The organism is Pseudomonas sp. RT6P73 (assembly GCF_054897715.1).
This window is the reverse complement of sequence record NZ_JBUBUV010000002.1, coordinates 744,480-762,247: the sequence shown is the minus strand read 5'-3', so window position 1 is coordinate 762,247 and position 17,768 is coordinate 744,480. Positions and strand designations below refer to the sequence as shown.

The 17,768-nt window shown below is 59.5% G+C and carries 15 protein-coding genes; 1 reads left to right on the top strand and 14 read right to left on the bottom strand.

The window, feature by feature from the left end; translation table 11 throughout:
- Positions 1–137: 137 nt before the first annotated feature.
- The 6 genes from ACYZT6_RS03755 to ACYZT6_RS03730 form a co-directional block, all read right to left on the bottom strand.
- Complete coding sequence (locus ACYZT6_RS03755; protein ID WP_462029904.1) at positions 138–773, bottom strand: protein-L-isoaspartate(D-aspartate) O-methyltransferase; 636 nt, start codon at positions 771–773, stop codon at positions 138–140.
- A gap of 41 nt (positions 774–814) precedes the next feature.
- A complete protein-coding gene (gene surE / locus ACYZT6_RS03750; RefSeq protein WP_131059177.1) occupies positions 815–1,564 on the bottom strand; it encodes a 5'/3'-nucleotidase SurE in 750 nt (249 codons plus the stop codon).
- Positions 1,552–2,610, bottom strand: coding sequence for a tRNA pseudouridine(13) synthase TruD (gene truD / locus ACYZT6_RS03745; protein ID WP_462025772.1), 1,059 nt, complete (start codon positions 2,608–2,610; stop codon positions 1,552–1,554). Before truD ends, surE begins: the two co-directional genes overlap by 13 nt.
- Complete coding sequence (gene ispF / locus ACYZT6_RS03740; protein ID WP_462025771.1) at positions 2,607–3,080, bottom strand: 2-C-methyl-D-erythritol 2,4-cyclodiphosphate synthase; 474 nt, start codon at positions 3,078–3,080, stop codon at positions 2,607–2,609. Before ispF ends, truD begins: the two co-directional genes overlap by 4 nt.
- Before the next feature lie 43 nt (positions 3,081–3,123).
- Positions 3,124–3,975: an S-formylglutathione hydrolase gene (fghA, locus tag ACYZT6_RS03735; protein WP_462029903.1), complete on the bottom strand. Its 852-nt coding sequence runs from the start codon at positions 3,973–3,975 to the stop codon at positions 3,124–3,126.
- An 85-nt stretch (positions 3,976–4,060) separates the two neighbouring features.
- A complete protein-coding gene (locus tag ACYZT6_RS03730; protein ID WP_027924991.1) occupies positions 4,061–5,173 on the bottom strand; it encodes an S-(hydroxymethyl)glutathione dehydrogenase/class III alcohol dehydrogenase in 1,113 nt (370 codons plus the stop codon).
- Between the two features lie 107 nt (positions 5,174–5,280).
- Between ACYZT6_RS03730 and ACYZT6_RS03725 the strand changes: the two genes are divergently transcribed.
- Entirely contained in the window at positions 5,281–6,177 is an 897-nt protein-coding gene (locus ACYZT6_RS03725) for a LysR substrate-binding domain-containing protein (RefSeq protein ID WP_462025770.1), read from the top strand.
- Between the two features lie 146 nt (positions 6,178–6,323).
- On the opposite strand, the gene ispD is transcribed toward ACYZT6_RS03725, so the two are convergent.
- From ispD to dnaE, 8 genes are all read right to left on the bottom strand, one after another.
- Positions 6,324–7,031 (bottom strand): 2-C-methyl-D-erythritol 4-phosphate cytidylyltransferase, encoded by a 708-nt coding sequence (ispD, locus tag ACYZT6_RS03720; protein WP_462025769.1) that lies wholly within the window; start codon positions 7,029–7,031, stop codon positions 6,324–6,326.
- Entirely contained in the window at positions 7,028–7,306 is a 279-nt protein-coding gene (gene ftsB, locus ACYZT6_RS03715) for a cell division protein FtsB (RefSeq protein ID WP_008028992.1), read from the bottom strand. Before ftsB ends, ispD begins: the two co-directional genes overlap by 4 nt.
- A 171-nt stretch (positions 7,307–7,477) precedes the next feature.
- Positions 7,478–8,767 carry a phosphopyruvate hydratase gene (gene eno, locus ACYZT6_RS03710; RefSeq protein WP_131059171.1) on the bottom strand — a complete coding sequence of 430 codons (1,290 nt, stop codon included), beginning with the start codon at positions 8,765–8,767 and terminating at the stop codon, positions 7,478–7,480.
- 156 nt (positions 8,768–8,923) lie between these two features.
- Positions 8,924–9,769 (bottom strand): 3-deoxy-8-phosphooctulonate synthase, encoded by an 846-nt coding sequence (gene kdsA, locus ACYZT6_RS03705; RefSeq protein WP_462025768.1) that lies wholly within the window; start codon positions 9,767–9,769, stop codon positions 8,924–8,926.
- Between the two features lie 5 nt (positions 9,770–9,774).
- The gene (locus ACYZT6_RS03700; protein WP_131059170.1) at positions 9,775–11,406 is read right to left on the bottom strand and encodes a CTP synthase; all 1,632 of its coding nucleotides are present in this window, start codon (positions 11,404–11,406) and stop codon (positions 9,775–9,777) included.
- A gap of 274 nt (positions 11,407–11,680) precedes the next feature.
- On the bottom strand, positions 11,681–13,009 hold the full coding sequence (tilS, locus tag ACYZT6_RS03695) for a tRNA lysidine(34) synthetase TilS (RefSeq protein WP_462025767.1): 1,329 nt from the start codon (positions 13,007–13,009) through the stop codon (positions 11,681–11,683).
- 147 nt (positions 13,010–13,156) lie between these two features.
- On the bottom strand, positions 13,157–14,104 hold the full coding sequence (locus ACYZT6_RS03690) for an acetyl-CoA carboxylase carboxyltransferase subunit alpha (protein ID WP_010462799.1): 948 nt from the start codon (positions 14,102–14,104) through the stop codon (positions 13,157–13,159).
- A 139-nt stretch (positions 14,105–14,243) separates the two neighbouring features.
- Complete coding sequence (gene dnaE / locus ACYZT6_RS03685) at positions 14,244–17,765, bottom strand: DNA polymerase III subunit alpha (protein ID WP_462025766.1); 3,522 nt, start codon at positions 17,763–17,765, stop codon at positions 14,244–14,246.
- Between the last annotated feature and the right edge of the window lie 3 nt (positions 17,766–17,768).

Genomic DNA, 17,768 nt, shown 5'->3' with positions numbered 1-17,768 from the left:
CAAACAGGCTTTACCTTTAATGAAGCGAAATCGCTTCGCGCACACGTTTGCTGTCCGCCGATGAATCCCGTTTAACACATCGATGCCGCTGTAAGACCCGGGCAATCGAAGAGAATTCAGCGCGCCTGAATAAATGCTCAGGCCAGCGGCCCGTTGAGCAGTGGCACGAAGCGCACCGACCCCAGAACACGACGGGAAAAGCCTTGTTCTTCGCGGATGATCAGCATCAGTTGCTGCACCTCACCGGAGCCGACCGGGATCACCAGTCGCCCGCCTGGCGCCAGTTGATCGAGCAGCGCCTGAGGAACATCGGTGGCCACTGCGGTAACGATAATGCCGTTGTACGGCGCCAGTGCCGGCCACCCTTCCCAACCATCGCCCCAGCGAAACACCACGTTGCGCAGGTTCAGCTCCACCAGGCGTTCCTTGGCCCGGTCCTGCAAAACCTTGATGCGCTCCACGGAGAACACCCGTTCGACCAGCTGCGACAGTACCGCAGTCTGATAGCCCGAACCGGTGCCGATTTCCATCACCTTGTCCAGCGGACCGTCCTCCAGCAGCAGCTCGCTCATGCGCGCCACCATATAAGGCTGGGAAATGGTCTGGTTGTGGCCGATCGGCAGCGCCGTGTCTTCGTAGGCGCGATGAGCCAGCGCTTCGTCGACGAACAGGTGACGCGGTGTGCGGCGGATGACTTCCAGCACCTTGGCGTTGGAAACCCCTTCCTCATACAGACGCTGAATGAGGCGCTCGCGGGTCCGTTGCGAGGTCATGCCGATGCCGCGACGCAGAATATCGTCTTGTTCACGAGCCATTAGCGCAGCCCCTCCAACCAGCCATCGAGACTTCTGAAGGCATCATTGAAGGTGCGATCCAGTTGCAGCGGGGTAATCGACACATAGCCCTGCATCACCGCATGGAAATCGGTGCCCGGGCCGCCATCTTCGGCATCCCCGGCGGCGGCGATCCAGTAACCGGATTTGCCGCGCGGGTCGACCACTTTCATCGGCGCCGCAGCACGTGCGCGGTGCCCGAGGCGGGTCAGCTGAATTCCGCGAATGTGATCCAGCGGCAAATTGGGAATGTTCACGTTCAATACCGTGCGCGGTGGCAAGTCGAGGTCAGCGTGGGCTTCGACCAGTTTGCGCGCAAAGTAAGCGGCCGTGGGAAGGTTCTCCACTTGCCGTGAGACCAACGAGAAGGCGAACGAAGGACGCTCAAGGAAACGCCCCTCAAGGGCCGCAGCGACGGTGCCGGAATACAACACGTCGTCCCCCAGGTTGGCGCCCAGGTTGATACCGGAAACCACCATGTCCGGCTCGCGCTCCAGCAAGCCGTTAAGGCCCAGGTGCACGCAATCGGTGGGTGTGCCGTTCAGACTGATAAAGCCGTTGGCCAGGGTTTGCGGGTGCAACGGACGGTCGAGCGTCAGCGAACTGCTGGCGCCGCTTTTGTCCTGGTCCGGGGCGATAACCACGCACTCGGTGTAATCCGCCAGCGCAGCATAAAGCGCGGCGAGACCGGGTGCGGTTACCCCATCGTCGTTAGAAATCAGAATACGCATGGGCTGTCCGTCTGCCCCACCGGCACCAGATCAACAAGCTCGCGCACCAATACGGTGGCAAAGCATCCGGCCGGGAGGACGAATTCCAGTTGCAGAATGTCAGGCTCGGGATAATGCCACGTCAACCCACCAATGGGCAGTCGCAGGATGCGACGTTCGTGGCTCATTCCGGCGTTAATCAACCAATCGCGCAAATCTGCTTCGCGAGCGGCGATTGCCTGCTCCAGTACATGGACAGCGCCGGTCGCCGGCGAGTCACCTTCGCCCCACTGAGGACCGGTCGGGTGCAGGTCGAGAATCGCCAGGCGCGGGTCGCTGCACTCGGCAACACCGGCCGGGAAAAAACTGCGGCTGTCGGTGAAGGCCAGCAGATCGCCCACCTGCGCTTGCTGCCAGGTGCCATCCGCCACGCGCGCGGCCAACACCTGGTTGAACAGAAAACTGCGGGCAGTGGAGAGCAGACGCGAACGCACATTGCGTTGTTCCGGCAACGCTTTACGCGCGGCCCAGGCACGGGCATCGACCACGTTACCGCCATCAAAGCCGAAACGCTGGGCGCCGAAATAATTCGGAATACCTTGCTGGGCGATCAGTTGCAGCCGCGCTTCGATGGCTGCCTTGTCGCCAGCAAATTGCGTCAGGCGCAAGGTGAAGCCGTTGGCTGAGTGGGCACCGCGTTGCAGCTTGCGCTTGTGCCGACCGGTCTTGAGGATTTTCAGCGTGTCGTTTTCCGCCGCCGACAAATCAGGATCAGCCTTGCCCGGCAGTTGCACGCTGAACCACTGGCGGGTCAGCGCCTGGCGATCCTTGAGGCCCGCATAACTGACGGTGCGCAACGGCACGCCCGCCGCCTTGGCAATCCGCCGTGCCGCTTCTTCGGTGTTCAGGCCGCGTTTTTCCACCCATATCCACAGGTGTTCGCCATCACCGCTGAGGGGGATATCGAGCACTTCATCGACCTGGAAATCTTCTGCCGTGGCTTTTAAAACCGCAGTGCCGAGGGCTTCACCGTAGGCCCGCGGGCCGAGCAATTGCGCTTCGTTCATGCGCGCAACAACAAGGCAACGGAATGCACGGCAATGCCTTCTTCGCGACCGACAAAGCCGAGCTTTTCGGTGGTGGTAGCTTTCACGTTCACTAGATCCAACTCAACTTGAAGATCCGCGGCAATCAGCGCGCGCATCGATTCGATATGCGGGGCCATTTTCGGCGCCTGGGCAACGATGGTGTTATCGACGTTGCCGACTTTCCAGCCTTTGGCATGGACCAGTGCGACGACGTGACGCAACAGCACTCGGCTGTCGGCGCCCTTGAATGTCGGGTCGGTGTCCGGGAAGTGCTTGCCGATATCACCCAGCGCAGCGGCGCCGAGCAAGGCATCGCTCAAGGCGTGCAGCAAGACGTCACCGTCGGAGTGAGCGAGCAGCCCGAAGCCGTGTGCAATACGCACACCGCCCAGAGTAATGAAATCGCCTTCAGCGAAACGGTGCACATCATAGCCGTGGCCAATACGCATAAAAAAACGCCCCGATTTTTGTCAGGGCGTGATTCTACCTGCATTAGGCGCCTAGGGCGCGTCCATGATGTTGCAAGTGGTCGTCGATGAAACTGGCGATGAAGAAATAGCTGTGGTCGTAGCCCGGCTGCAGGCGCAACGTCAGCGGATGACCCGCCAGTTTGGCCGCCTGTTGCAAAGCTTCCGGCTTGAGCTGGGTGGCAAGGAAATCATCGCGATCACCTTGATCGACCAGCAGCGGCAACTTTTCGTCAGCCTCGGCAATCAACGCGCAGGCATCCCATTCGCGCCACTTCGACCGGTCTTCGCCCAGGTAACGGGAAAAGGCTTTCTGGCCCCAAGGGCAATCCATCGGATTGTTGATCGGCGAGAACGCCGACACCGACTGATATCGCCCCGGATTGCGCAAGGCACAGACCAACGCACCGTGGCCGCCCATGGAGTGACCGCTGATGCCACGCTTGTCCGATGCCGGGAAATGGGCTTCAACCAATGACGGCAATTCCTGCACGACATAGTCATGCATCCGATAATGCCGCGACCACGGTTCCTGCGTGGCATTCAGATAAAAACCGGCGCCGAGACCGAAGTCCCAGGCACCGTCCGGATCGCCCGGCACATCAGGGCCGCGAGGGCTGGTGTCCGGCGCAACGATGATCAATCCAAGCTCGGCGGCCATGCGCATCGCGCCGGCCTTGTGCATGAAATTTTCGTCGGTGCAGGTCAGTCCGGACAACCAATACAGCACCGGCAGTTTGCCGCCCTGCTCCGCTTGCGGCGGCAGGTACACGGCGAACACCATGTCGCAGCCGAGCACATCGGAGCGGTGCTTGTAGCGTTTGTGCCAGCCGCCGAAGCTTTTCTGGCAGGAGATATTTTCCAGGCTCATGGGAATTACTTCAGCTGCAAGCTTCAAGCTTCAAGCTGCAAGAGGCGTTGAACGCCCTTGCAGCTAACGGCTTGAAGCTTCTCGCTGCTCCTTAGAAATGAATGACGGAACGGATGCTCTTGCCTTCGTGCATCAGATCGAAAGCCTTGTTTATGTCTTCCAGGCCCATGGTGTGGGTGATGAACGTATCCAGCGGGATTTCACCGGTTTCGGCCATCTCGACGTAGCTTGGCAACTCGGTACGACCGCGAACGCCGCCGAATGCCGAACCGCGCCAGACGCGACCGGTCACCAACTGGAATGGACGCGTAGAGATTTCCTGGCCGGCACCGGCCACGCCAATGATCACTGACTCGCCCCAACCCTTGTGGCAGCACTCAAGTGCGGCGCGCATTAATTGGACGTTGCCGATACATTCGAAGGAAAAGTCGACGCCGCCGTCAGTCATGTCGACGATGACTTCCTGGATCGGACGGTCAAAATCTTTCGGGTTCACGCAGTCGGTTGCACCAAGCTGTTTGGCGATTTCGAACTTGGCTGGATTGATATCGATGGCAATGATCCGCGCAGCCTTGGCTTTGACCGCGCCGATCACAGCCGACAAACCGATGCCACCGAGACCGAAAATGGCCACGGTGTCACCCGGTTTTACCTTGGCAGTATTGAGAACCGCGCCGATACCGGTAGTGACACCGCAGCCCAGCAGGCAGACTTTTTCCAGTGGCGCTTCTTTAGCAATCTTGGCGACGGAGATTTCCGGCAGCACGGTGTACTCGGAGAACGTCGAGGTGCCCATGTAGTGGAAAATCGGCTGGCCCTTGTAGGAAAAGCGCGATGTGCCATCCGGCATCAGGCCTTTGCCCTGGGTCGCGCGAATTGCCTGACACAGGTTGGTTTTGCCCGACAGGCAGAATTTGCACTGGCGGCATTCCGGGGTGTACAGCGGGATCACATGGTCGCCGACGGCGACGGAGGTCACGCCCTCACCGATCGCTTCAACCACCGCGCCACCTTCGTGGCCGAGAATCGACGGGAAGATGCCTTCCGGGTCAGCGCCCGACAGGGTGTAGGCATCGGTGTGACAGACACCGGAGGCAACCACACGCAACAGAACTTCACCGGCCTTGGGCATGGCGACATCGACTTCGACGATCTCGAGGGGTTTCTTGGCCTCGAAGGCAACGGCAGCGCGCGACTTGATCATGTGGATTCTCCAGTGAATAAAAACGAGACAGGGAGTGTAATACACCGCCATACGAGGAATAATCCGGACAAAAGCAAAACATTATTGCCGTACAGGGATAATCCTTGATGTCCGAAAACCGCTGGGAAGGGATCGACGAGTTCGTCGCCGTGGCCGAGTGCAGCCAATTCACGGCGGCTGCGGAACGGTTAGGGGTTTCTTCCTCTCACATCAGTCGACAAATCGTACGTCTTGAAGAGCGCCTTCAGACCCGCCTGCTTTACCGCAGCACCCGCCGGGTCACGCTGACCGAAGCCGGGCAAACCTTTTTGCAGCATTGCCAGCGTTTGCAGGATGGTCGGGAAGAAGCCTTGCGCGCGGTTGGCGACCTGACCAGCGAGCCCAAAGGGATGCTGCGCATGACCTGTGCCGTGGCGTATGGCGAACGGTTCATCGTGCCGTTGGTGACCCGCTTCATGGGCGTCTATCCGCAACTGCGCGTCGACATTGAACTGAGCAACCGCCCGCTCGATCTGGTGCACGAAGGGCTGGACCTGGCGATCCGCCTCGGTCGTCTTCAGGATTCGCGACTTGTCGCCACACGCCTGGCACCGCGACGCATGTATTTGTGCGCATCACCGTCCTACCTGGAGCGGTATGGCCGCCCACACAGCTTGTCGGAACTCAGCCGCCACAACTGCCTGATCGGAAGTTCCGACATGTGGCAACTGGAACAGAACGGGCGGGAATTTTCGCAACGGGTACAGGGAAACTGGCGTTGTAACAGTGGGCAAGCAGTTTTGGATGCGGCGCTACAGGGTGTGGGTTTGTGTCAGCTGCCGGATTACTACGTGCTGGAGCATCTGAAAAGCGGCTCTTTGATTTCATTGCTGGAGGCGCATCAGCCGCCGAATACCGCTGTTTGGGCGCTTTATCCACAGCAACGGCATCTGTCGCCGAAGGTGCGCAAGTTGGTGGATTTTCTTAAGGAAGGGTTGGCCGAACGGCCGGAGTATCGGAGCTGATGCGTATCAGTGCCGGATTTGTTGTCTGAACCACCGCTATCGCGAGCAGGCTCGCTCCCACAGTTAATCGAGTTCCTTCAGAAAGAACGCAGTCGAATGTGGGAGCGAGCCAGCTCGCGATAGCGGCAGTACAGTCTACGAATCATTCAGCGACGATTAGCCCAGCGCTGCCGCAACCATTCGAGGTCTTCAGGCCGGGTAACCTTAAGGTTGTCCGCACGGCCTTCGATCAAGCGTGGCGCCAGCCCTGCCCACTCCATGGCAGACGCTTCATCAGTCACCAACGCATCCGCCACCAGACTGTCAGCCAACGCCCGATGCAACGCGCCAAGGCGAAACATCTGCGGCGTATACGCCTGCCAGATCACGCTGCGATCCACGGTTTCAACCACGCGACCGTGCTTATCGATGCGCTTCAGGGTATCGCGTGCCGGCACTGCCAGCAGTCCACCCACCGGGTCGTCAGCCAGCTCTGTCAGCAACTTGTCCAGATCGTCACGGCTCAGATTCGGTCGTGCGGCGTCGTGAACCAGCACCCAATCTTCATCGTCCGCGCCCTGAGCATGCAAATGCAGCAAGGCATTGAGCACCGAACCGGAACGCTCGTCACCACCGTCCACCCGCTGAATACGCGGATCGGCCGCACACGCCAGGTTCGGCCAGTAAGGATCATCAACAGCAAGACTGACCACCAACCCCTTCAGGGCAGGATGATCAAGGAAACAGCCAAGGCTGTGTTCGAGAATAGTGCGCCCGCCCAGTTGCAAGTATTGCTTGGGACGGTCCGCGGCCATACGGGCACCGACGCCCGCGGCAGGAATCACGGCCCAGAAGGCCGGTAACGACTGGATCATTGGGCCAACTGGTAAAGGGTTTCACCGTCCTTGACCATGCCCAACTCATGGCGAGCCCGCTCTTCAACGGTCTCCATGCCTTTTTTCAACTCACTGACTTCAGCGTCCATGACCCGATTGCGCTCGAGCAGGCCCTCGTTCTCAGCGTGTTGATCCGCGATCTGCTGAGTCAGCTCGGCCACTTGCGCCAGACTGCCATTACCCACCCACAGGCGGTATTGCAGGCCAGCCAGCAGCAAGAGCAAGACGAGGAACAACCAATTGGGACTGCGCATCGAATATCAGGTATCCAGTGGAAAAAGACAGCCATGCCAAACTATGAAGCTTCTGATAGCACGAAGCCTGGAAGACCCAGGCTTGTGCTCTTAAGGCATCAGATTAGTGGCAAAAACATCGCTGTAGCGATTTTTCCGACACAATCCGGTGTCTTTTTTGCCTTGTAGCCGTTAGCCGCGGAATTCGCTGCGACCGTTGTACTTGGCTTTGCCATTCAACTGCTCTTCGATACGCAGCAGTTGGTTGTACTTGGAAACGCGGTCCGAACGGCACAGGGAACCGGTCTTGATCTGGCCAGCAGCAGTGCCCACAGCCAGGTCGGCAATGGTCGAATCTTCGGTTTCGCCGGAGCGGTGCGAGATCACGGCAGTATAACCAGCGGCCTTGGCCATCTGGATGGCTTCCAGGGTTTCGGTCAGGGTGCCGATCTGGTTGAACTTGATCAGGATCGAGTTGGCGATCTTTTTATCGATGCCTTCTTTCAGGATCTTGGTGTTGGTCACGAACAGGTCGTCGCCTACCAACTGAGTCTTCTCGCCGATCTTGTCGGTGAGGATTTTCCAGCCAGCCCAGTCGGACTCGTCCAGGCCATCTTCGATCGAGATGATCGGGTAACGCTCGGTCAGGCCTTTCAGGTAGTCAGCGAAACCTTCGGCGGTGAACACCTGGCCTTCGCCGGACAGGTTGTATTTACCGTCTTCGTAGAATTCGCTCGCCGCGCAGTCCAGTGCCAGGGTCACGTCGGTGCCCAGCTTGTAACCGGCGTTGGCCACGGCTTCGGAGATCACTTTCAAAGCGTCTTCGTTGGAAGCCAGGTTTGGTGCGAAACCACCTTCGTCACCGACAGCAGTGCTCAGGCCACGGGCCTTCAGAACAGCTTTGAGGTGATGGAAAATCTCGGTGCCCATGCGCAGACCTTCCGAGAAAGACTTGGCGCCAACCGGCTGAACCATGAATTCCTGGATGTCGACGTTGTTATCGGCGTGCTCGCCACCGTTGATGATGTTCATCATCGGAACCGGCATCGAGTAAACACCCGGGGTGCCGTTCAGGTTGGCGATGTGAGCGTACAGCGGCAGGTCCTGGTCCTGTGCTGCTGCCTTGGCCGCGGCCAGGGAAACGGCGAGGATCGCGTTGGCGCCCAGGGAGCCTTTGTTTTCAGTACCGTCGAGCTTGATCATCGCGTGATCCAGCGCTTTCTGGTCGCTTGGGTCTGTACCTTTCAACAGGTCGCGGATCGGACCGTTGATGTTGGCGACGGCTTTGAGTACGCCTTTGCCCAGGTAACGGCTCTTGTCGCCATCACGCAGCTCGAGTGCTTCACGCGAGCCAGTGGAAGCACCGGACGGCGCGCAAGCGCTACCGATGATGCCGTTATCGAGAAGCACGTCCGCTTCCACGGTGGGATTGCCACGGGAGTCGAGAACTTCACGACCTTTGATGTCGACGATTTTTGCCATTGTTGTAAACACTCCAAAGTTGACGAAAACGACGCAGCTAGAGGAAATCTTTTACCGTCGGCAAGTGGTGTGCAGCGGGCAGACTTGCGGACGATAAGGCTCAGGCCCGAGGGCCTGAGCAACAAATCGTGCGGTACTTTACCGGAGAAATGAGGTTTACGCGGTTTCTACCGTCGGAAAACTCTTCACCAGTTCGTCCAGAGCTTTGAGCTGGGCCAGGAATGGCTCCAGTTTGTCCAGACGCAAGGCGCAAGGGCCGTCACATTTGGCGCTGTCCGGGTCCGGGTGGGCTTCGAGGAACAGACCGGCCAGCGACTGGCTCATGCCCGCCTTGGCCAGGTCAGTGACCTGGGCGCGTCGACCGCCGGCGGAATCAGAGCGACCGCCGGGCATTTGCAGCGCGTGGGTCACGTCGAAAAACACCGGGTATTCGAACTGCTTCATGATGCCGAAGCCGAGCATGTCGACGACCAGGTTGTTGTAGCCAAAGCTCGAACCGCGTTCGCAGAGGATCAACTGATCGTTACCCGCTTCCACGCACTTGCTCAAGATGTGTTTCATCTCATGCGGGGCGAGGAACTGGGCTTTCTTGATGTTGATCACCGCGCCGGTCTTGGCCATCGCGACCACGAGGTCGGTCTGGCGCGACAGGAAGGCCGGCAGCTGGATGATGTCGCAGACTTCAGCGACGACCGCGGCCTGATCAGGTTCGTGGACGTCGGTGATGATCGGCACGCCGAAGGCTTGCTTGATGTCCTGGAAAATCCGCATGCCCTCTTCCAGGCCGGGGCCTCGGTAAGAGGTCACGGAGGAACGGTTGGCCTTGTCGAAGCTGGCCTTGAACACGTAAGGGATACCGAGTTTCTCGGTGACCTTGACGTATTCTTCGCAGACCTGCATCGCCATGTCGCGGCTTTCCAGCACGTTCATGCCACCGAAAAGCACCATTGGCTTGTCGTTGGCAATCTCGATATCGCCTACACGGATGATCTTCTGCGCCATCGGATTTACGCCTTCTTCTGGTGTTGAACCAAAGCTGCTTTAACGAAACCGCTGAACAACGGGTGACCGTCGCGCGGTGTCGAGGTGAACTCAGGGTGGAACTGGCAAGCGACGAACCATGGATGATCCGGAGCTTCAACCACTTCGACCAGCGCGCCATCACCGGAACGACCGGAGATTTTCAGGCCGGCTTCCATGATTTGCGGCAGCAGGTTGTTGTTCACTTCGTAGCGATGACGGTGACGCTCGACGATCACGTCCTTGGCGTAGCAATCGTGCACCAGGGAACCCGGCTCAAGCAGGCAATCCTGAGCGCCGAGGCGCATGGTGCCGCCCAGGTCGGACGTTTCGGTACGGGTTTCGACGGCGCCGGTGGCATCTTCCCACTCGGTGATCAGACCCACGACCGGGTGACCGCTTGCACGATCGAACTCGGTGGAGTTGGCGTCTTTCCAGCCCAGCACGTTACGAGCGAACTCGATCACGGCCACTTGCATGCCCAGGCAGATGCCGAGGTACGGAACCTTGTTTTCGCGAGCGTATTGAACGGCGGTGATCTTGCCTTCAACGCCACGCAGACCGAAGCCGCCCGGTACGAGGATCGCGTCAACACCTTCCAGCAGCGCGGTGCCCTGGTTTTCGATGTCTTCGGAATCGATGTAGCGCAGGTTGACCTTGGTGCGGTTGCTGATACCGGCGTGACTCATCGCTTCGATCAGCGACTTGTAGGCATCCAGCAGTTCCATGTACTTGCCGACCATCGCGATGGTGACTTCGTGTTCCGGGTTCAGCTTGGCGTCAACCACCGCTTCCCACTCGGACAGATCGGCGCTGCCGCATTGCAGGCCGAAACGCTCGACAACGAAATCATCCAGGCCCTGGGAGTGCAGGATGCCCGGGATCTTGTAGATGGTGTCGGCGTCTTCCAGCGCGATCACCGCACGTTCTTCAACGTTGGTGAATTGCGCGATCTTGCGACGCGACGAGATGTCGATCGGGTGATCGGAGCGGCACACCAGCACGTCTGGCTGCAGGCCAATGGAACGCAGTTCCTTGACCGAGTGCTGAGTCGGCTTGGTTTTGGTTTCGCCGGCAGTGGCGATGTACGGCACCAGCGTCAGGTGCATCAGCATCGCGCGCTTGGCGCCGACTTCGAAACGCAGTTGACGGATGGCTTCGAGGAACGGTTGCGACTCGATGTCACCCACGGTGCCACCGATCTCGACCATGGCCACGTCGGCGTCGCCGGCGCCCTTGATGATGCGGCGCTTGATTTCGTCAGTGATGTGCGGGATCACCTGGATGGTTGCACCCAGGTAGTCACCACGGCGCTCTTTGCGCAGGACGTGTTCGTAGACACGGCCGGTGGTGAAGTTGTTGTTCTGGGTCATGGTCGTGCGGATGAACCGCTCGTAGTGGCCCAGGTCCAGGTCGGTCTCGGCGCCGTCGTGGGTGACGAACACTTCACCGTGCTGGAACGGGCTCATGGTGCCCGGGTCAACGTTGATGTACGGGTCCAGCTTCAGCATGGTGACCTTAAGTCCCCGCGCCTCCAGGATGGCCGCCAATGAAGCCGATGCGATGCCTTTCCCCAATGAAGAAACAACACCGCCCGTGACGAATATGTAGCGCGTCATGAAAAACCCTAGAAGTCTGCGTTAAAGCGGTCCGAGCCGCCGGGGAAAGCGAAGGAAGGCCGAAGCCCCCGATCACCTGCATTAATCACAGTGCACCTTTCAAAAAAACCGCCGCGTTGGGACAGACCGGCAGATGAAACACCGGTACGTTGCTCGCTACACATTTTTTGGAATCGCCCAGCAAAGACTGCTTGGTAATCGGCAACTTCTGTAATTCAGGCGAATCCACAGAAGTTGTATCAAGAAGGGAGCGTAGTCTACCGGAAAGCCCCTTTCAGCTCAAACCTTGATCTTCGCTCAGTGGGTCCCAATGCAAATGCCAGCCTTCCTGCTCGTTGCCATCAAGACCCCGCAGGTTGGCCACCGCCAGCAATTGTTCGCCGCGATAGACCAGCGGCAATCTGCCACGGACAAAGCCCGGAACCCCGCGTTCATTGAGCAAACGCTTGAGATCCCGGTGGCCGCGATCCGGCAGATTCATGACCTCTCCTCCCTCACGATAGCGGATCTGCAGCGGGCCAGCGGGGATTTGGCCGGTGCAGGTGAGCACGCCATTTTCCGGTAACGCCAGCGCTGTCGAGGGATCAGCCCAGACGCCGGCGTATGGCGGGATACGCAGCCAACCGCCTGACAGCCACCAGATCCGCCCACCCGCCCTATGTAAGTCGCCATCCGCCAATCGCCAAACCGGACGGGCATCACCCGTGGCATCGCGCAAATCATCCCAACCCGACCAATGGTCACTGTCCGGCAGCTGCGTCAGCGCTGTGAGCCAGTGACTCATTGCGTTGCGTTGTCGCGGGGCAGAGAGTTTTGCCAGCGGCGCCAACGCCAGGGACGGCAACCCCAGCCAATCGAAATCACTGACGGTGCGGGCACTGGCCAGATCGATTTGCGCCAGATCATCAAGCAACCCCTGCGCTTCACTCAGATGCGCGGCGCTGCGGGCCATGGTCGCCATTGCTTGCGGCCAGCGCTCGGTCAATACCGGGAACACTTGATGCCGCAGGTAATTGCGCGAGAACTGCCGGTCCTGGTTCGAAGGGTCCTCGATCCAGCTCAACTGATGCTCGGCCGCGTAGGCCTCAAGTTCGGCGCGGGTGACATCGAGTAACGGGCGCAGAAGATGCCCTCGACCCAGGACGCGCTCGCGAGGCATGCCCGACAAGCCCCTCACCCCTGCCCCGCGCAACAGCCGAAACAACAGGGTTTCCGCCTGATCGTCGCGGTGCTGCGCGGTCAGCAGCAGTTCATTCACTTGAGTGGCTTCAATGAACGCGCCATAGCGCGCATCCCGGGCCGCACGCTCAAGACTGGCGCCGGGCTGAACCTCAACGTGAACCACCTGTAATGGCACACCCAGCGCGTCACAGACCGACTGACAATGTTGCGGCCACGCATCCGCTGCAGCCTGAAGGCCGTGGTGGATATGGAGGGCGCTGAGCGCTGGCAGGGATTGGGTTTTTGCGAGGTGGGCGAGTAGGTGTAGCAAGACGGTGGAGTCGAGTCCGCCGGAGAAGGCGATGCGCCATCGGGCGGCATTGCGCCAAGGCTCAAGGTTCGAGAGCAACCTTGCAGGCAGATCAATCATGGGCTGACTCATATCGTTCAAACCACACAAATCAACTGTGGGAGCGAGCCTGCTCGCGATGGCTGCCTGACATTCAACTCATGGGCTGACTGTCAGACCGCTATCGCGAGCAGGCTCGCTCCCACAGGGGTTTCCATCATCTGCCGAATCGGCGTCAGATCAGAGACCGTAGCTCATCAGACGCTCGTAACGACGGGCCAGCAGCGCTTCGTTGTCGAACTTCTTCAGCATCGCCAGTTGCGAGCTCAACTCGGCACGGATCGATGCCGCCGCAGCTGCAGGATCGCGGTGAGCGCCGCCCAACGGCTCGCCGATCACCTTGTCGACGATGCCCAGGCCTTTCAGGCGCTCGGCGGTGATGCCCATGGCTTCAGCAGCATCCGGCGCTTTCTCGGCGGTTTTCCACAGAATCGAAGCGCAACCTTCCGGCGAGATCACCGCGTAGGTCGAGTACTGCAGCATGTTCAGCTGATCGCAAACGCCGATCGCCAGAGCGCCACCAGAACCACCCTCACCGATCACGGTGGCGATGATTGGGGTTTTCAGGCGAGCCATGACGCGCAGGTTCCAGGCAATCGCTTCGCTCTGGTTGCGCTCTTCAGCGTCGATGCCAGGGTAAGCGCCCGGGGTGTCGATGAAGGTGAGGATCGGCATTTTGAAACGTTCGGCCATTTCCATCAGGCGGCACGCCTTGCGGTAGCCTTCCGGACGCGGCATGCCAAAGTTGCGGCGAACTTTCTCGCGCACTTCACGGCCTTTCTGGTGACCGATGATCATCACCGGCTGATCGTCCAGCCGGGCAATGCCGCCAACGATCGCAGCGTCGTCGGAGAAGTGACGGTCGCCGTGCAGTTCGTCGAACTCGGTGAAGATGTGTTCGATGTAGTCCAGGGTATACGGACGTTTCGGGTGACGCGCGAGACGTGCGATCTGCCAGCTGGTCAGCTTGCCGAAGATGTCTTCGGTCAGCGTGCTGCTTTTGTCCTGCAGGCGGGAGATCTCATCGCCGATATTCAGCGAATTGTCGTTACCGACCAAGCGCAACTCTTCGATCTTGGCTTGCAGGTCGGCGATCGGCTGTTCGAAATCTAGAAAATTCGGGTTCATAGGCGTCCGTCTTGGGTCGACGTCCAAGAGAGCTTGGGCCGGCCGGTTGTCTATTCGCGCCCTACCTTAAGGGACAGGCGCGTTCAGGTCGAGATTAAAAATTCAGGTCGAGATCAGGGCCTTCGGCGGAACCTGACCGTCAACGGTATTGGAGGAAGACGTTGTCTCGCCCGAACTGGTCACGCAAGGCTTGAATCAACGCATCCGCCGGGTCGATTCGCCAGGTCTCGCCAAACTGCAGCAAGGCCTTCGCATCGGGGCTCGTGTATTCCATGGTAATCGGGCACGCGCCGCGGTGACGCTTGAACAACTCACCCAGCCAGCGTAGCTGATCGCCCTTCAAATCCTTGGTCTGCAGCTTCAGGCGCAAGCTTTCGGCGAGGTTGGTGCGCGCATCTTCCATGCTCATCACCCGCTTGACCCGCAGCCGCAGGCCGCCGGAGAAGTCGTCGTTGCTGACTTCGCCTTCGACCACCACCATCGCGTCGGTCTGCAACAGCGACTGCGCCGAATGGAACGCCTCGGCAAACAGCGAAGCTTCGATCCGCCCGGAGCGGTCATCGAGAGTGATGAAACCCATCTTGTCGCCCTTTTTGTTCTTCATCACCCGCAGGGCGATGATCATGCCCGCGACGGTCTGCGTATCACGAGCCGGCTTCAGGTCGATGATGCGCTGACGGGCAAAACGGCGGATCTCGCCTTCGTATTCGTCAATCGGGTGACCGGTCAGGTACAGGCCCAGGGTGTCTTTCTCGCCTTTCAGGCGTTCCTTCAAGGTCAGCTCTTTCGCCTTGCGGTGATTGGCGTAGACGTCGGCGTCTGCCTCGACGAACAGCCCGCCAAACAAGTCGGCGTGACCACTGTCGTGGGTGCGGGCGGTTTGTTCGGCGGCCTTGATCGCCCCTTCCATCGCATTCAGCAATACGGCGCGGTTCTGGTCGATGCTCGCTTGGTAGGCTTTCGGTTCGTCATGGAAATAAGGTCCCAGACGATCCAGCGCGCCGCTGCGGATCAAACCGTCCAGGGTGCGCTTGTTGATTCGCTTGAGGTCGACACGGGCGCAGAAATCGAACAAGTCCTTGAACGGACCGTCCTGACGCGCCTCGGTGATCGCTTCCACCGGACCTTCGCCGACACCCTTGATCGCGCCGAGGCCGTAAATAATCCGGCCTTCGTCATTCACCGTGAACTTGAACTCTGAAGTATTCACATCCGGCGCGTCGAGACGCAGCTTCATGGTGCGAATTTCTTCGATCAAGGTCACGACCTTGTCGGTGTTGTGCATATCCGCCGACAGCACCGCGGCCATGAACGGCGCCGGGTAGTGCGTCTTCAGCCACGCTGTCTGGTACGACACCAGGCCGTAAGCGGCGGAGTGGGATTTGTTGAAGCCGTAACCGGCGAATTTTTCTACCAGGTCGAAAATGTTACCGGCCAGGTCCGCGTCGATATTGTTAGCGGTGCAACCTTCAATGAAACCGCCGCGCTGCTTGGCCATTTCTTCGGGCTTTTTCTTACCCATGGCCCGACGCAGCATGTCCGCACCACCGAGGGTGTAACCGGCCATGACCTGGGCGATCTGCATCACCTGTTCCTGATACAGGATGATGCCGTAAGTCGGTGCCAATACGGGTTTGAGGCCTTCGTACTGGTAGTCCGAGTGCGGATACGCCAGTTCGGCGCGGCCGTGCTTACGGTTGATGAAGTCGTCCACCATGCCCGATTGCAGCGGGCCCGGACGGAACAGCGCCACCAGTGCGATCAAGTCTTCCAGGCAGTCGGGCTTGAGCTTTTTGATCAGCTCTTTCATGCCGCGCGACTCGAGCTGGAACACCGCGGTGGTTTCAGCTTTTTGCAGCAACTGGTAGGTCGGCTTGTCATCCAGCGGGATGAACGCGATGTCCAGCGGCGGCTCATCGACCTTGGCGCGGTCGCGGTTGATGGTTTTCAGCGCCCAGTCGATGACCGTCAGGGTCCGCAGACCCAGGAAGTCGAACTTCACCAGGCCCGCAGCCTCGACGTCATCTTTGTCGAACTGGGTTACCAGACCGTCACCGGCCTCATCGCAATAAATCGGCGAGAAGTCCGTCAGCTTGGTCGGGGCGATGACCACACCACCGGCGTGCTTGCCGACGTTACGCACAACGCCTTCGAGCTTGCGCGCCATTTCCCAGATTTCCGCGGCTTCTTCATCGACCTTGATGAAGTCACGGAGGATTTCTTCCTGCTCGTAGGCTTTTTCCAGGGTCATGCCGACTTCGAACGGAATCATCTTCGACAGACGATCCGCCAGACCGTAGGACTTGCCCTGCACCCGCGCCACGTCACGGACCACAGCCTTGGCCGCCATGGAACCGAAGGTGATGATCTGGCTCACCGCGTTGCGGCCGTATTTCTCGGCCACGTAGTCGATCACTCGGTCGCGACCGTCCATGCAGAAGTCGACGTCGAAGTCGGGCATGGAGACTCGTTCCGGGTTAAGGAAACGTTCGAACAGCAGGTCATATTCCAGCGGATCGAGGTCGGTGATCTTTTGCACATAGGCCACCAGCGACCCGGCACCCGATCCCCGGCCAGGACCTACCGGTACGCCGTTGCTCTTGGCCCACTGGATAAAGTCCATAACGATCAGGAAGTAACCCGGGAACCCCATCTGGATGATGATATCCAGCTCGAAATTCAACCGGTCGACATAGACCTGACGCTTGGTTTCGTAGTCTTCGGTGGTGTCCCTGGGCAGCAGCACGCTGAGACGATCTTCCAGACCGTCGAACGAGACCTTGCGGAAATACTCGTCGATGGTCATGCCATCAGGGATTGGGAAGTTGGGCAGGAAGTGAGTGCCCAGCTTCACTTCGATGTTGCAGCGCTTGGCGATCTCGACGGTGTTGGCCAGCGCCTCGGGAATGTCGCTGAACAGCTCGGCCATTTCCTCGGCGCTTTTGAGGTATTGCTGATCGCTGTAATTCTTCGAACGCCGCGGATCGTCGAGGGCGCGGCCCTCACCGATGCAGACGCGGGTTTCGTGCGCGGCGAAGTCTTCCTGCTTGATGAAGCGCACGTCGTTGGTGGCGACCAGCGGCGCACCGATTTTCTCGGCCAGGGCCACGGCGCCGTGCAACTGTTCTTCGTCGTTGGGGCGGCTGGTGCGCTGGATCTCCAGATAGAAACGATCCGGGAACACGGCCATCCATTCACGCGCGAGGTTTTCCGCTTCAACCGGATTGCCGCTGAGCATGGCCAGGCCGATCTCGCCCTCTTTTGCCGCCGACAGCATGATCAAGCCTTCGCTGGCTTCGGCCACCCACTCGCGCTCGATGATGACCGAGCCATTGCGCTGGCCGTCGATGAAGCCGCGAGAGATCAGTTCGGTGAGGTTGCGATAGCCCACAGCGTTCATTGCCAGCAGGCTGATCCGGCTCAAGGCGTTGTCCGGATCCTTGTTCGACAGCCACAGGTCGGCGCCGCAGATCGGCTTGATGCCTGCGCCCATGGCTGCTTTATAGAATTTGACCAGGGAACACATGTTGTTCTGGTCGGTGACCGCTACGGCAGGCATGTTCATGCCGACCAGGGTCTTGACCAGCGGCTTGATCCGCACCAGACCGTCGACCAGGGAATATTCAGTGTGCAGGCGTAGATGAACGAATGAAGCCGGCATAGT